The organism is Halomicrococcus pelagicus, from assembly GCF_051917725.1.
Classification (GTDB): Archaea; Halobacteriota; Halobacteria; order Halobacteriales; family Haladaptataceae; genus Halomicrococcus.
In genome coordinates, this window is the sequence record NZ_JBQBLX010000005.1 from 184,940 (window position 1) to 199,468 (window position 14,529).

At 68.8% G+C, this 14,529-nt stretch carries 12 protein-coding genes; 4 read left to right on the forward strand and 8 right to left on the reverse strand.

The annotated features are described in order from the left end of the window. Positions 1-98: 98 nt before the first annotated feature. Together cobA and ACTF4R_RS14940 are read left to right on the forward strand one after the other, a co-directional pair. A complete protein-coding gene (cobA, locus tag ACTF4R_RS14935; RefSeq protein WP_440008688.1) occupies positions 99-1,109 on the forward strand; it encodes a uroporphyrinogen-III C-methyltransferase in 1,011 nt (336 codons plus the stop codon). A gap of 352 nt (positions 1,110-1,461) precedes the next feature. Then, positions 1,462-2,247, forward strand: coding sequence for a CbiX/SirB N-terminal domain-containing protein (locus ACTF4R_RS14940; protein WP_440008689.1), 786 nt, complete (start codon positions 1,462-1,464; stop codon positions 2,245-2,247). Between the two features lie 9 nt (positions 2,248-2,256). Here ACTF4R_RS14940 and ACTF4R_RS14945 read toward each other — a convergent pair whose 3' ends face one another. Genes ACTF4R_RS14945 through ACTF4R_RS14955 form a run of 3 tightly spaced genes read right to left on the reverse strand, consistent with a single transcriptional unit; the run spans position 2,257 to position 7,766 of the window. After that, the gene (locus ACTF4R_RS14945; RefSeq protein ID WP_440008690.1) at positions 2,257-3,012 is read right to left on the reverse strand and encodes a cobalt-precorrin-7 (C(5))-methyltransferase; all 756 of its coding nucleotides are present in this window, start codon (positions 3,010-3,012) and stop codon (positions 2,257-2,259) included. 22 nt (positions 3,013-3,034) lie between these two features. Beyond that, complete coding sequence (locus ACTF4R_RS14950) at positions 3,035-3,778, reverse strand: precorrin-8X methylmutase (protein WP_440008691.1); 744 nt, start codon at positions 3,776-3,778, stop codon at positions 3,035-3,037. Beyond that, a complete protein-coding gene (locus ACTF4R_RS14955; RefSeq protein ID WP_440008692.1) occupies positions 3,768-7,766 on the reverse strand; it encodes a cobaltochelatase subunit CobN in 3,999 nt (1,332 codons plus the stop codon). The genes ACTF4R_RS14950 and ACTF4R_RS14955 overlap by 11 nt, the downstream gene beginning before the upstream one ends. Before the next feature lie 34 nt (positions 7,767-7,800). Between ACTF4R_RS14955 and ACTF4R_RS14960 the strand changes: the two genes are divergently transcribed. Both ACTF4R_RS14960 and ACTF4R_RS14965 read left to right on the forward strand, forming a co-directional pair. Continuing rightward, complete coding sequence (locus ACTF4R_RS14960) at positions 7,801-9,942, forward strand: ATP-binding protein (protein ID WP_440008693.1); 2,142 nt, start codon at positions 7,801-7,803, stop codon at positions 9,940-9,942. Further along, the gene (locus ACTF4R_RS14965) at positions 9,939-10,643 is read left to right on the forward strand and encodes a hypothetical protein (RefSeq protein WP_440008694.1); all 705 of its coding nucleotides are present in this window, start codon (positions 9,939-9,941) and stop codon (positions 10,641-10,643) included. The genes ACTF4R_RS14960 and ACTF4R_RS14965 overlap by 4 nt, the downstream gene beginning before the upstream one ends. 31 nt (positions 10,644-10,674) lie before the next feature. Here ACTF4R_RS14965 and ACTF4R_RS14970 read toward each other — a convergent pair whose 3' ends face one another. From ACTF4R_RS14970 to ACTF4R_RS14990, 5 genes are read right to left on the reverse strand one after another with little or no spacing between them, the layout of a single operon-like run. Then, positions 10,675-11,925, reverse strand: a complete 1,251-nt coding sequence (locus ACTF4R_RS14970; protein ID WP_440008695.1) for an outer membrane protein assembly factor BamB family protein — start codon at positions 11,923-11,925, stop codon at positions 10,675-10,677. Next, entirely contained in the window at positions 11,918-12,289 is a 372-nt protein-coding gene (locus tag ACTF4R_RS14975; RefSeq protein WP_440008696.1) for a DUF3209 family protein, read from the reverse strand. Before ACTF4R_RS14975 ends, ACTF4R_RS14970 begins: the two co-directional genes overlap by 8 nt. Positions 12,290-12,291: 2 nt before the next feature. Further along, positions 12,292-13,557 carry a CbiX/SirB N-terminal domain-containing protein gene (locus tag ACTF4R_RS14980; RefSeq protein WP_440008697.1) on the reverse strand — a complete coding sequence of 422 codons (1,266 nt, stop codon included), beginning with the start codon at positions 13,555-13,557 and terminating at the stop codon, positions 12,292-12,294. Next, complete coding sequence (locus ACTF4R_RS14985; RefSeq protein WP_440008698.1) at positions 13,554-14,258, reverse strand: cobalamin biosynthesis protein; 705 nt, start codon at positions 14,256-14,258, stop codon at positions 13,554-13,556. Before ACTF4R_RS14985 ends, ACTF4R_RS14980 begins: the two co-directional genes overlap by 4 nt. Beyond that, positions 14,258-14,527 (reverse strand): ferredoxin, encoded by a 270-nt coding sequence (locus tag ACTF4R_RS14990; protein WP_440008699.1) that lies wholly within the window; start codon positions 14,525-14,527, stop codon positions 14,258-14,260. The genes ACTF4R_RS14985 and ACTF4R_RS14990 overlap by 1 nt, the downstream gene beginning before the upstream one ends. Between the last annotated feature and the right edge of the window lie 2 nt (positions 14,528-14,529).

Genomic DNA, 14,529 nt, shown 5'->3' on the forward strand with positions numbered 1-14,529 from the left:
GTGCGGCCCGGTGGGCCACAGTGGAGGCAAGTGAGGTTGTCGTTCCCACCCATTTAATACAAGCAAGATTGAAGTATGACAACTGTGTTTGCGTTCGCATGGACGAAGATACGACCGAGCGTACCCGACCGGACTCCGGGGAGACGGACCGAATCGAGGAGTCGTCCGTCCCCTCTCGAGGGCCGCTTTCCGGGGAACGGGACGCGGCGAGTCGACGGACGCACGTTCGGGAACAGGCGACCGGGAACGGGCCGACGGACGACGAACGGACGAAAGGGGAAGAACAGTTCTCAGGCGACGTGTCGAAATCCGATAACCGAGGTCGGTCGGCAGAACGAACTGACCGAAAGGAAGAGACGGGCACGGTGTTCTTGGTCGGGTCCGGCCCGGGAGATCCGGAACTGCTCACGAGGCGGGCGTGGCGGCGGCTGCGGGAATCGGACGTCGTCCTCCACGACTCGTTGACCGGTGACCGAATCGTCGACCAACTCCCCGAATCGGCGGAGCTCATCGACGTCGGAAAACGCCCGCCACAGCGAACGACGCAGGACGATATCAACGATTTGATGGTCGAACGGGCCCGAAAAGCGGAGGACGTCGTTCGTCTCAAGGGCGGGGATCCGAACGTTTTCGGCCGGGGAGGGGAGGAGGCGGAACACCTGGCGTCCGAAGACGTCCCCTTCGAAATAGTCCCCGGGGTCTCGAGCGTCCTGGCCGCGCCGAGCGTGAGCGGAATCCCGCTGACGCACAGGGACCGTTCCTCCAGTCTCACCGTCGTAACGGGACACCAGACGCCAGACAAGGACGAAAGCGCCGTAGACTGGGGCGCGCTCGCCGATTCCGTCGAGGCGGGAGGGACGCTCGTCATCCTGATGGGCGTGAACCGGTTGCCGAACAACGTTCGGGCGCTCCGAAATCACGGGGTATCGTGCGAGACGCCCGCGGCGATGGTGCAGAAAGCGACGTGGTGCGACGAGAAGACCGTCTCGGGAACGGTCGGCGATATCGTCGCGAAGAGCCGAGATGCGGAGATAGAGTCCCCTGCGGTTACGATAATCGGTGACGTCGTCTCCGTGCGAGGCGACGTCGAAGAGTGGCTCCTCCGGTAGCGAAGGCGCAACTCGCCCGATTCCGCCTCTCCACGGTTCCGAGAGCGAGAAGGTGCTACTCGTCGACGGAGGAACCGTCGCCCTTCGGACCGCCCGCCGATTCGCCGACGTGGAGTCATCGCACCCACCGGCGAAGACGAGTGTTCTCTCCGGTCCTCTACGGTAGTCCTCGTATTCGCTGGAAATCGTGAAACCGTCGGACGCGGGTCCGGTTGGTAGAGTACCCGATGGTTACCGCCGTCGGAAGTTTTTCGCCAGCGTCCAAAACTTATTAGACGGTCGCTGCCCCAGGTGGAAATCAAGCAAGCTTGGTATAATTAAATCCAGCTTGTATATCGGCGGGATTCCAATAATGACAAACGAAGCAATCCTACTCGTCGGCCGGAAAGCCCCGCACGCTCGCGAAGTGTACGAGACCCACGCGAACCGGCTCGGACGCCGAGCCAGCGTCGGCGACGTGCACGTCGCGACGTACGGAAACGAACCGGTGCGCGAACTCCGCGAGACGTTCGCCGAAATCGAAGGCGACCGGGTCTACGCCGTACCCATGACCACGGCGCACACGTTCGATACGACCGACGGCGTTCCCGCCGCGCTCTCGTACGTCCCCGGCGAAGTGCGCTACTGCGAACCGGTCGGCCGGAGCCCTGCCGTCACCGACGTCCTCGTCCAACGAGCCTCGGAAGTACTGCGAGCGGACGACGACGCCTCGCTCGTACTCGTGGGGTTCGGAAGCAGTTCGAAACCGTACCAGCGCCAGACGACCGAGTACCACGCGGCACGCCTGAGCGACCAGTCGGACTACGGTGAGGTCCTCACCTGTTACCTCCTGCAGAATCCGACGGTCGAATGCGTGCGCTACAACACCTCGAACAGTCGTACCGTCGCCGTTCCGTTGTTTCTGACCCGGTCCGAAGCGACGACGGAGGAGATTCCGGCGAAACTCGAACTCGAGCGCGGCGGAATCGAGTACGCCGACCCGCTCGGCGACCACGCGCGAGTGACCGACGCGATTCACGCGGAGGTCGAAAAGCAACGCGTACTCGCAACGAGCGAAGACGACCCGGCGTCGTTCGAAACCCGACTCGCCCGGAATCGCCGCCCCGTTGCGACCGACGGGGAGGGAATACGGCGGTAGCAGCGTCGGTCAGTCCGCCCGAACGGCCAGCACGGACAGGTCCGAGAACGGCGTGTCTTCCGGTTTCGTCCCGCCCGCGTGCGTTCCGAGTTCGCCCAGCGTCGACCGGGTGACCTCCTCGTCGTCGTGCGTCAACCGTTCGAGGACGAGCGCGTCGCGCGACCGAGACGCACCCGCATCGAGGAGGTCGGCGGCGACGTCTCCCGGCATCCAGTCGTACGGTCGCGGTAGTACGAGCAGGTGACGGTCGCCGACGGCGTCGCGGAGGCGCTGGAGATTCGGAGCGACGTCGCCGCTCTTGTGGAGCGTCACGAACGTCGTCTCCTCCATGGGCGTTCGCGCACGACTGGCAGCCATCTGGAGCGACGAGATACCCGGAACCACGCGCACCGTTCGGTCGACTGCGGCCTGGACCTTGCCGACGAACTGGTAGCCCGAGTGGTTCGGGTCGCCCATCAGCACGGCAGTCCCGTCCGCACCGTCGCCGACCCGCCGGGCGAACGTCTCGAGCGCGTCGGCTTCGTCGGCGTAACCGCAGGACAGTAGTTCGGCGTCGGTCTTCTCGCGGACGAAGTCGACGACCGTCTCGAATCCGACGACGACGTCCGCCTCGCGAATCGCTCGCTCCCCCCGAGGGGTCAGGTACTCCGGATTTCCCGGACCGATTCCGACCGCGTACACCGGGTTCTCCGCGGGCGCTTCCGGTGCGGACGCCGCGACCGTCGCCGGGTCGGGACCGGCTTCCAAATCGTGTGGGTCGCTCATGTCGGGTCGGCGTCTCCTCGTCTCATCGGTCGCTCCGCTCTTCGTTCGGCTTTTCCGGGGGTTCCAGCGAAACCTCGCCGTCCCGTGCGTCGCTCGCGACGTGCACGAGTTCGTTCGTCAGCCCGGCCGCGAGTCCGCTTCCGCCGCGGCGACCGACGTTCGTGACGGCGGGGACGCCGTACTCGCGGGCGACTTCGCGGACGCGCTCGCGGCTCTCGGCGGCCTTCACGAACCCCACGGGGGTGGCGACGACGACAGCGGGACGGGTTCCGTCTTCGATGCAGTCGGCCAGGGCCAGCGCCGCGGTCGGTGCGTTCCCGACCACGGCGACCGCTCCGTCGTAGACGCCTCGACGGTCGAGTTCGAGCACGGACGCGGCGGTTCGCGTCATCCCCGTCCGCTCCGCGAGGTCGGTGCCGTTGCCGATGGCCTTGCGAACCGAACAGCCGTGGCCACGCCCGGTGATTCCCGACTTCACCATCGTGATGTCGGTGACGATGGGTCGCTCGTCGAGCACCGCCTTCGCGCCCGCCCGGACGGGGTCGCCCTCGAAGCGCATCAGATGCTGGAACTCCGGGTCGCCGGTGGCGTGGACCGACTTCTGGCGGATTCTGTCGCGGAGCGTCTCGTCGGGGACGAGTTCGCGTACGCGGTCCATGCTCGTCTCGGCGATGTGCATGGCGTTCTCGGTGGTCGCGCCGAGGTCGGCGTACGCTTCGGCTTCGTCGTCGCCTGCCGAGGCGTCGACGTCGGCGTCAGTCGTCATCGCTCGTCACCTCCGCGGCGTCCGTCCCGTCGGCGCGCGCTTCGATGTCACCGTCGACTCGGAGATTGACGTCGCGGATGCGGTCCGCCGTCTCGTCGTCGGCGTCCCACAGTCCGCGGTCGATGGCCTCGAGGAGCGTGTCGGTGATGCTCTCCAGCGCCCACGGGTTCACGTCTCGCATCCACTCCCGACGGTCCTCGTCGAACGCGTACTTCTCGGCGACGTCGTCCCAGAGCGCGTCGCTCACGACGCCGGTCGTGGCGTCCCACCCGAGGACGACGTCGACCGTCGTGGAGAGGTCGCCCGCGCCCTTGTACTCGTGGTCCTCCATGCTGTCGAGCCAGTCCGGGTTGAGAACCCGAGCGCGCATCGCCTTCCGGACCTTCTCCTCGTTGGTGTAGACGTCGACGTTGTCGGGGTCGGCAGAGTCGCCGACGTACGAGGCGGGTTCCTCGCCGGCGATTTCCGAGACGGCGGTGATGAAGCCGCCGTGGAACGCGTACCAGTCCGAGCTGTCGAACTCGTCCTGCTCGGCGGTGTCCTCGATCTTCACCGTAGCCTCGACGCTGCCGAGCCGGCGCTGGAAGGCGTCGCGTGCTTCGGAGACGCGACCGCGCTTGCCCAGCGCGTAGCCGCCCCACTGGACGTACACGTCCGCGAGGTCGGCGCGGTCGTCCCAGTTGCCCTCGTCGACGGCCTTGTTCGTCCCCGCGCCGTAGCCCCCCGGTCGCGTGGTGAACACGCGATGGGTCGCCGCGTTCCGCGCGTCGGACTCGTCCATCCCGTCCGATTTCAGGCGCTCGGTCTCCTCCTCGACGTGCTTCCTGACGTAGTTCCACTCCGGCGGCTCGTCGAGGTCGACCACGGCGTCGACGGCGTCGTGAACGACGCCGGCGGCCTGCGGAAACGCGTCGCGGAACAGACCGGAGACGCGCGTCGTCACGTCGATCCGCGGCCGCCCCAGTTCCTCCAACGGAATCGGGGTCACGTCGTCGACTCGTCCGGCGTCGGTCCACTCCGGCTCGACGCCCATCAGCGCCAGCACCTGCGCGACTGTCTCCCCGCGAGTACGCACCGTCGGCGTCCCCCACGCGACGACGCCGATCTCCTCCGGGTACTCGCCCCGTTCGTCACGATGACGGTCCGCGACGCCGTCGGCGACCTCCCGTCCGACCTGCCAGGCGCTCTTCGCCGGCACCTTCCGCGGGTCGAGGGTGTAGAAGTTGCGGGCGGTGGGGAGGAGGTCGACGCCGCCGCGAGTCGGAGCGCCGCTCCCGCCCGGCGGGACGTACTCGCCGGCCAGCGCGTCCGCAGTCCGGGGAATCTCGTCCTCGGCTCCCTCGACGCGCGGTGCCGCTTCCTCGCAGACGAACGCCAGCGCCTTGCGGAGTTCGTCGTGGGCACCCGCCTTCGCGCGGGCGTCGCCCAACGGGTCGACGTCGACGACGAGCAGATTCATGTTCACCTCCGCGTCCGAGTCGGTTTCCGCTTCGGACGCGGGGACGTCGAACCCCTGTTCGGCCAGCGTCTCCACGAGCGCGAGGCTCGTCTCGTACACCCCGTCGGCAGCCTCGGCGTAGGTCATCCCGAGCGTCTCGTCGTACGTCCCCGGTTCGTCGAGCATCCGCTGGTAGTCGACGCCGAGCACGCCGGCGACGCTCTCCCGGAGGCTCGGCGCGCCAGGGTTCTCCAGTCGGGTGAGCGCGACGAGGTACTCGACGAGGCGTTCGTCGGCGGGCGGTTCGCTCATCGTGTGGAGCCCCATCCGAATCTGGGTGGTCTTCACGTCGGTGAGGTACTCGTGAATCCGCTCGACGAGTTCGTCGACGGTGAGGTCGTCGCCCGCCACGCTCCCCTCGGCGAGCGTCGTCCCGGCCTCCTCTCGCGGCTCGCTTCGCTCGCCGCTCCGTCCTTCCGAGGCGTTTTGCGCCTCGCTCTCTGGGCCGCGGACGTCCACCTTCTCGTCGACGCGCCCATCGATGCCGAGTTCGACTGCGAGGTCGAGTTCGTCGACCGTCTGGCGGATGAGTCGTTCGAGGTGTTCGCCGTCGTCGGTCCGGGCGTCCTCCATGCCCGCCTCGCGATACCTGTCCGCGAGCTCCTCCAGTTCGGAGAGTTCGTCGTACGTCCCCGCGTTTCGCATCACCGGCGTGAGGTAGTCGACGATGGCCGCGTACGAACGACGCTTGGCCTGGGTCCCTTCCCCGGGGTTGTTGATGATGTACGGGTAGACGTTCGGGAGGTCGCCGATTAGCTGGTCCGGCGCGCTCTCGCCGTTCAACCCCACCGTCTTGCCAGGGAGCCACTCCAGGCTGCCGTGCGTGCCGAGGTGCACGACGGCGTCGGCCTCGAAGGCGTTCCGGAGCCACGAGTAGAACGCCACGTAGTCGTGGGGTGGCTGGAGGTCCGAGTCGTGGTACACCTTCGAGGGGTCCGCGCCGAATCCCCGCGGCGGTTGCACGGTCACGAGGACGTTCCCGAACTCGACGCCCGGGATGGCGAAGGGACGTTCCGGCGGTTCGCCCCACTCCGCCACGACGTTCTCGCGGAAGCGCTCGTCGGTGGCCTCGAACCACCGTCCGTACTGGTCCGGTGAGACCACGTCGACGCTCAAATCGCGTACGTCCCCGGGGGCCACCCAACGGTCGTCGAGCGTGAGTTGTGCGGTCAGTCGGTCGACGAGGGTCTGGCCGCTGTTCGGTAGTTCACCGCCGAGGTCGTAACCTCGACCCTGCAACTCTTCGAGGAGGTTGACGGTGCTCTCGGGGCTGTCGAGTCCGAAGGCCGTCCCGATGCCGTCGTCGCTCGGCGGGTAGTTGTGCAGGACGACCGCCACGCGCTTGTCCTCGTTGGGGAGGTGTCGGAGGCGCGCCCAGTTGACGGCGAGGCGTGCCGCGTGGTCGACCCGGTCGTCGATGGGGAAGTGCTGTTTCGGAGCGCTTCCGATGCCGGCGGCGTCCTCCGTGCGCTCTTTCCCGCTGATCGGGTGGGTGATGACGTTCCCGTCGAACTCCGGGAGCGCGACCGACAGCGCGAGTTCGAAGCCCATCACGCCGGTGTCGCTGCTCTCGTACCGCGAGCGCGACCGCATCGTCGTAATCGTCTGGAGGATCGGGACGCCCAGTCGGTCCAGAAACACGTCCTCCGCGCTCTCGCCCTCGTCGCTCGCGTCCCGCCCCCGCTCGTCCATCGACAGCGAGAACATGAACGACGAGAGGACGGCGTCCACGACCGGTTCGCCGTCCTCGTCGAGCAACCAGTTGTCGACGACCCACTCGGCGTCCTCCTGTTCGTCGGCGTCGGTCGCCGGGTTGCAGAAGATGGGGAGCGCGTCCGCGCCGTTCGCTTCGAGCGCTCGCACGAGAGCGTCCACGTACCGGGTGTTCTCGTGGGTCCAGTGGGACTCGTAGAACCACACCGCGACGGTCGGCGTCTCGTCACGCTCTGCGTTACGAGGCTCGTCGGCGCTTCGCTCCGGCGACGTTTCGGAGTCGATTCTGGCGCGCAGGTCTTCGTATTCGGCGCCTGGAACGTCGGGGTGATACACCCCCTCGGTCGGGAGCGCCACCGGACCGTCGTACTCGCGGTCCTCGTCGGCGTAGGCGTCGACCAGGAAGCGGACGCAGTTAGCGACGTTGGCGGTTCCCCCGCGGTCCAGGTACTCGTAGACTGCCTCGCGGTCCTCCGTGCCGACCGTCGTGTCTTCGAGGGCGTACGCGTCGCCGGTCGACTTCACGACGAGCGGGACCCCTTCCTCGGCGAGACGGTCGACGGCGCGTTCGTAGCCGGGCATGCTCTCCTCCGCACCGTGGAGCCAGAACACGGCCGCGGTCGCGTCGACCGCCTCCTCGAGGAACGCTTCGACGTCCGTCCGTTCGTCGAGGTCCCCCTCCGAGCGGACGACGAGGTCGACGTCGACGCGCTCAGCCGCGGCCTGGACGGCTCCGAGTTCGTTCTCCGTGGCTGTGTACAGGGCAACTTTAGGCATAACTCTATTAAACCTCTGTTGTACTATTGCAAGTATGATTGATTTAGGAGAGGCCAAAAAAGTGTCGCAGCCCTCCCGGTCGACGGTGCCGTTCCCCGCCGTCGTGGGCCAAGAGGAGCTGAAAGAAGCGCTTCTCGTCGCCGGGGCGAACGACGAACTCGACGGGCTACTGGTCCGCGGCGAGAAGGGAACGGCGAAATCGACGGCGGCACGCGCACTTACGGACCTGCTGCCCGACCAGCGCGTCGTCGCCGACTGTCCGTACGGCTGTCCCCCCGGCGACGAATCCGCGCAGTGCAGCGAGTGCCGGGCGCGGGACGATCCGCCCGTCGAAACCAGGTCGGTCCCCTTCGTGACGTTGCCGCTCGGCGCGTCCCGGGAGCGCGTCGTCGGCTCCCTGTCGGTTGCAAAAGCCCTGGACGGGGCGACGGAGTTCAACCCAGGTTTACTCGCCCGGGCGAACCGGGGCGTCCTCTACGTCGACGAGGTGAACCTCCTCGACGACCACCTCGTCGACGTCCTGCTCGACGCCGCAGCCAGCGGCGTCAATCGCGTCGAACGCGACGGCGTCAGCGTCACCCATCCTGCCGACTTCACGCTCGTCGGAACGATGAACCCCGAGGAGGGCGACCTCCGCCCGCAGTTCCGCGACCGATTCGCACTCCAGGTCGAAGTGACCGGCGTGCACGACCTCGACCAGCGGGTCGCGGTCGTCGAACGCGCCCTTTCGGGGTTCGACGACGACTACGACGACGAAACCGCGACCGTTCGCGAGCGCCTCCGCGAGGCGCGCGAGCGTCTCCCGGACGTGACGATTCCGGATTCGCTCGCCCGCGAGGTGGTGGAACTCTGCCGGGACGCGGGCGTCGAAGGGCATCGAGCGGACATCGCCACGGCGCGGGGTGCGCGTACCCTGGCCGCCCTCGACGCGAGAGACAGGGTCATCGAGACGGACGTTCGCCGCGCCGCCGAACTCGCACTGCCCCACCGTCTCCAGAGCCGACCCTTCGAAGACGCTCCCGATTCCGGGGACGTCGTCGCCGACCACTTTGCAGACGGAGGGGAGGACGTTCGAGATGGCGAGGATAGCGCCGAAGATGGCCGCGACCAGTCCGAACGCGACCACACGGAATCGGGGGACCCTCCCGAATCCGACGAGAGCGGTTCGGACGCGGGACGGGATGGCAATCACGGCGAATCCGAGGAGGGAGGCGACGACGGCGACGAGCCGGTCGACCCGCGAGAACCGCGGTCCGGCCCCCGTGACGGGTCCGAACGGGGAAGTACCGACGACGCGCCGACCGAAAGCGGCGGAGTCGACTCCTCGAACGGCGACGGGAGCGACGGCGACGAGGAAGCGACGCCGCTCGTTCCCGGTCAGCCACCCGCCGAAGCGGTCGAACCCGGTGACGGGATGGCTCCTGACCTGAGTGCGCCGACGGCAGAGCGTGCCGACGGGAGCGGACGGGCCGGGGCGCGTCCGAGCGAACGCGGTCGCGGAACGCGGATTCGGACGGAGCGTGCCGGACTGGACGACGCCGTCGACGCGGCGGCGTCCGTTCGCGCTGCCGCGGTTCGCGGCGGCGACCGCGTCGAGTCGCGGGACCTCCGTCGCTCAGTCCGCGAGGGCGAGAGTTCGACGCTCGTCGTGTTCGCGATGGACGCCAGTGCCTCGATGCGCGGCCCGATGCGGGCCGCGAAAGGCGTCGCCCTCGACCTCCTCCGGGACGCGTACGAATGCCGTGACGAAGTAGCGGTCGTCACGTTCGCCGGCGAGAGCGCCGACGTGGTCCTCCCGCCGACCGACAGCGTCGACCTCGCGGCGCGTCACCTCAAGTCGTTACCGACGGGCGAACGCACTCCGCTCCCGGACGGTCTTCGGGCTGCTGGCGAGGTACTCGCGCGGGCGGACCCCGGCGAGGCCGTGGTCGTCCTCGTCACGGACGGGCGGGCGAACGCCGGCAGCGACTCTCCGACGGCGGACACGCGGACGGCCGCGTCTGCCCTCGCCGAACGCGGAGCGCACGTCATGGTCGTCGACGCCAGTGACGGCGGGCGGACGAATCTGGTGGCGGACGTCGTTTCCGCCGCCGACGGTGAACGCGTCCCCCTCGCAGCTCTCACGCCGGAGCGCGTCGCGGACGCGCTCCAGCGGACCGATGGAGGAGACCGATGATAGACGTCTCCGGCGTCGGCGTTCTCGCCGCCGCAGCAGTACTCGGGATAACGCACGGATTCGAGCCGGACCACGCCGCCGGTATCTCCGCGATGACGACCGACGCCCACGGGCGGACCCACGCGGCGTTCGTCGGGGGCAGCTTCGCAGTGGGGCACGTCGTGGTCGTCCTCGCCTGGGTCGCGGTTCTCATCGCCATCGGTCGCGTCGCGACGGCACCGCCCGCCGTGTTCGACACCGTCGGGACGACTCTGGCGGGTCTCGTTCTCTTCGGCGTCGCGTGCGTGTTGGCCGCGAAAGGCACGCGCCGGGTTCGCGGACTCCCTGTTCACTCCGCCCCGGCCGCCATCTCCGGTCCGGTCGGGCAGACGGTGTCCCACGCCCACCTCCATCTGCATCACTCACACGACAGCTACGCGGACTACCTCCGGACGGGCGTCATCGGGTCGCTGTTCGCGCTGTCACCACCGGTGAGCATGCTCGCGCTCGTCTCGACGGTCGTTCCGACGAGCGGTCTCCGCGGTGCGCTCGTGGCCGTCGCGGTCTACGCGCTCGCCATCACCTCGACCATGTCGGTCATGGGCGGTGGCATCGGCGAGTTGTTCTCGGTCGTCCAGGGGCGAGGCAAGCGAGTCCACGCGGCGTTCGAACTCGTGACGAGCGTCGTCGTTCTCGGGTTCGCGCTTCGTCTCCTCCTCTGACTTCCGGGACGATTTCGGGAAGAAGGGAAAATCAGCGGTGGAGTCGGTACGAGCCCCGAACGTCGTCCCCGTCGTGGTAGGCGACGGGTTCCTCCACGGCCGCGAATCGACCGTCCTCGACTGCGGCCGCGGTGACGACGCCCGACGTCGGCCGCGTCGTCGTTCGGCCCTCGACGACGTCGAACCCGTGAAGCGCGTGCGCGTCAGGGTCCCGCTCCCGGAAGTGTTGCGCCGAAGGGACGGCGAGACCGTCGCCGTCGGTCGCCACCCCGTGGACGAACCCGCCGACCGACGACTCCCAGCGAACCTCGCCGCCCGGCCCGACCCCGACGGCCGCGTGTTCGGTCGGGTGGCGAGCGCTCGCCTCCCGTCCGTCCTGGGGATAGGTGTTTCCGGTGACGAAGACGACGCCATCGCCGGTGGCGTGTACGTGGTTCGGATAGGCGTAGACCGTCTCCTCGCCCCGTTCGACGGGTCGACCCAGGTCGACCGCCCAGCGGACGCCCTCGCCGTCGAGGAGGTAGCCCCGATAGTCGGCGTGGCTGGCCACCGCGATACCGTCCTCGGTGAGCGAGACGTCGCCGACGCGGCGCTCCCCACCGCCGGGCGGATTCCAGCGGCGACGCACCGCTCCGATGTCGGCGTCGAGGACGACGAGGCCGCCGGAATCGGTCCCCGGACAGCGGTTGCAGCCGACGGCGACGTTCCCGTTCCGGACGTCGAGGGAAATCGGCGAGGCGTCGGTCTCGTAGCGCCACGCCACGGCGCCGTCGGCCGCGAAGGCGTACACGACGCTCTCGAAGGCCCGGTCGCCGTCCGGTCCTCGGTGGTAGCGGCGAGCGGCCGCGTACGCCCGCCGGTCGTCCGCGACCGCGTCCACGACGAACGGCTGGAAGAAACGGGTCCGCTTCGTCGGGCCACCGACGTCGTCCGCGGAGCGATAGCCCCACCGTTCCGTCCCGGAGTCGGCGTCGAGCAGTCGGAGTGCGCCGCCGGGGCCGCGCTCACCGACGAGGACCCCGTCCGCGAACGGGGCCAGCGAGACGACACTTCCCGAGACGCCGTCGGACGGGGCGTCCGACGAGCCCCGGTTCGCTTCGCTCTCCGGGTCGCCGTCGTTCCGCCAGCGTTCGTCGAGGGAATCGGCGTCGAACGCGACGACCGACCCGTCGGCGAGGCCGGCGACGACGGCGTCGTCGTGGAGGCAGACGCTGGACCGGCGACCGAGTTGCCGGGACCCGGCGGGGTCGACGCTCCCCAGGTCGACCGTCCGGTTAGTCATCGACGGGGAACGCCTCGTGGAGGACGTCGTGGGACGTCCCGAAGTCGTCCAGCAGCGAGTCGCCGTGGTCGGTCAACCGGGCGAGCGACTGCTCGGCGTCGCGGACCGCGACGAGACGCCCCCTGAGGTAGTCGTACTCGGGGACGCTCTCGTCGGCGGTTGCGATCTGTTCCTCCAGGTCGACGAGGGCCGCGTCGAGGTGCCGCCGGAGTTCCGACAGGCTCTCGGCGTTCGCCAACCCCTCTATCGGACCCTCCAGGTGCCCCTCCAGTTCTTTCTCGGCGTGCTCCCGGACGCTCCGGTCGCTCGTGCCGAGGACGTTCATCAATCCGAGTCGCAGCGCTTCGATCTCGTGACAGCTCATGGTTACAGCGTTTGGTCGACGATGTCCGAAACGATTCGATCCCGGTCGAGGTGGGACGAGACGATACGCTCCGCGTCGTTTTCGTCGACGCCGCCGTACCAGACGCCGTCCGGGTAGACGGCGACCATCGGCCCGTCGCCGCACCGTCCGAGACACGACGAGCGCGTGACGCGCGCGTCGCACTCCTCGGAGTCCCGGACCGACTGGCGCAGGCGTTCGAGAATAGCCGGCGCGCCGTCCGCCGCGCAGGTCTGGTTCGTGCAGACGGCGACGTGCTTCTCCGGCGCGTCGTGGGCGTGCGGGTCGTCGTCCACGGAGTCGCGGTCGGCGTATGACTCCTGGTGAGTCAGCGCCCGCAGCATGGCCCGCGCACCGCCGACGTCCTCCTCGTACCCGTCGAGTTCGACCTTGTACTTGCAGGTGTCACACGACATGCGGACGCTGTCCGTGCGCGCCTCCTGCCATCTGTCGCCGAGTACGTCCAGGAGCCGTGAGTCCGTCCCGAGGGGGTCTCCGGCCGCGGCGTCCACGTACGGGTACTCGTCGTCGAACTCTGCGGTCCGGTCGCGGACGCGCCGGGTCAGTACGCCGTCGCCCAGCATGTACGGGAGCACGACGACGGCGTCCGGACGATGCTTCGCCACGTCGTGAAGCGCGTCCCGCAAGCGGGGTTCCGTGACCCCGACGAAACAGGATTCGGTGCGGTCGAACGCGCGGCCCTCGTACAGGAGCCGAGCCAGCTTGCGTACGTCGCCGTTGGCGTCCGGGTCGCTCGACCCGCGCGCACAGAGGACGACCGCGACGTCGTCCGCCTCGCGGTCGACGCCCAGTTCCGCCTCCACCGCGGCGGCGCGGTCGTCCAGCAGGTCGACGATTGCGGGGTGGACGCCGAGGTGGGACCCGTTGTGGAGCGTCAGGTCCGAACACTCCGACCGCGCCCGCTGGACGGCCAGCGGGACGTCGTTTTTGACGTGGCTCGCGGCGAACAGCGATAGCGGGACCACGGTTATCTCGGACACCGCGGGCGCGAGACTGCCGATGGCCTGCGATATCGTCGGTGCCGCGAGTTCGAGAAATCCCACGTCGACCGGGACGCCCAGTCGCTCCTCCAGGCCGGCGGCGAGTTCGCGGACCTGCTCGTTCGACTTCTCTCGGCGCGAACCGTGACCGACGAGCAACACCGCCTCGTCGTCGAACGCACCGCCCGCGTCCACCGAACGGGCCGCCTCGTCGCGGCCGGACTCGTCGCCGTCGGTACTCCGGCTCATCGCTCTCCGGCGCGTTCGAGACTCTTCAGTAACTTCCGTCTTCGCGTCGGGGCGAACAGTCCGCTCTCCTCGCAGTTCTCGTACAGCCACGGGCCGACCGTCGGGACTGCCTCGTCGCTCACGCCGAACCAGTGGCCGCCGGAGGACGTCTCCTCGATGCCGCCCGTGGGTGCGTCCGGTGGAACGCTCGCGAGGAGCGCCTGGACGCGTTCGAGGAGGTGTCTGTCCTCGTGGACGAACGAGACGCCGACGGAGCCGCCGGTCGAACCGTCCGCGGAGACGCCGGCCGTCTCGGAGGAACTCTTGAAACAGACCGTGCCGCACCCCTCGAGTAGTCCGCGGAGAAGCTGGCGCTCGTACCTGTCGAAGGCGTCCAGGCGATACCCGCCGGGGTCGCCGTTCAACGGAAGCCCGAACGCCGCGGCCGCCCGATGCGCCACGTCGCCGAAGAGCTGTATCGCGTACTCGTCCTCCGTGCGAGTGATAGCCGTGTCGTGGGCGTACTCGCGCTCGACGATGCGGTGGTCGACCCGTTCGTCGCCCGCGATGGCCGCGAGCCGGCGGGCGGCCGTCTCGTCGTTCGCGCGGACCGTCAGACAGCCCTCGTCCAGGTCGCCATCGCCGACGGCTCGCCCCCAGAAGTACGCCGTCTCCGGGTGGCTCGCGAGCAAATCCGTGGGGGCGCCGGTCTCTACCGACATCAGTACTCCTCCACGGTAATCGCGCCCGGCGGACAGGCGGCGGCCGCCTGCCGCGCCTCGTCGGCCCGGTCGTCTTCGAACTCGGCGACTATCCGCCCGTCATCCTCGCGGACGCGACCCTCGTCGCTCCCGCTCGGCGGGACCGGGTCCGCCGCCGGGTCGACCGTGGCCAGTCCGTCCTCGCCCTCGACGAAGCGCGGGTCGCGGGTGAGGCAGGCGAAGATGCCCTCGCAGGCGTCCTCGTCGACGATTACTCGGTAGCCTGTCATGG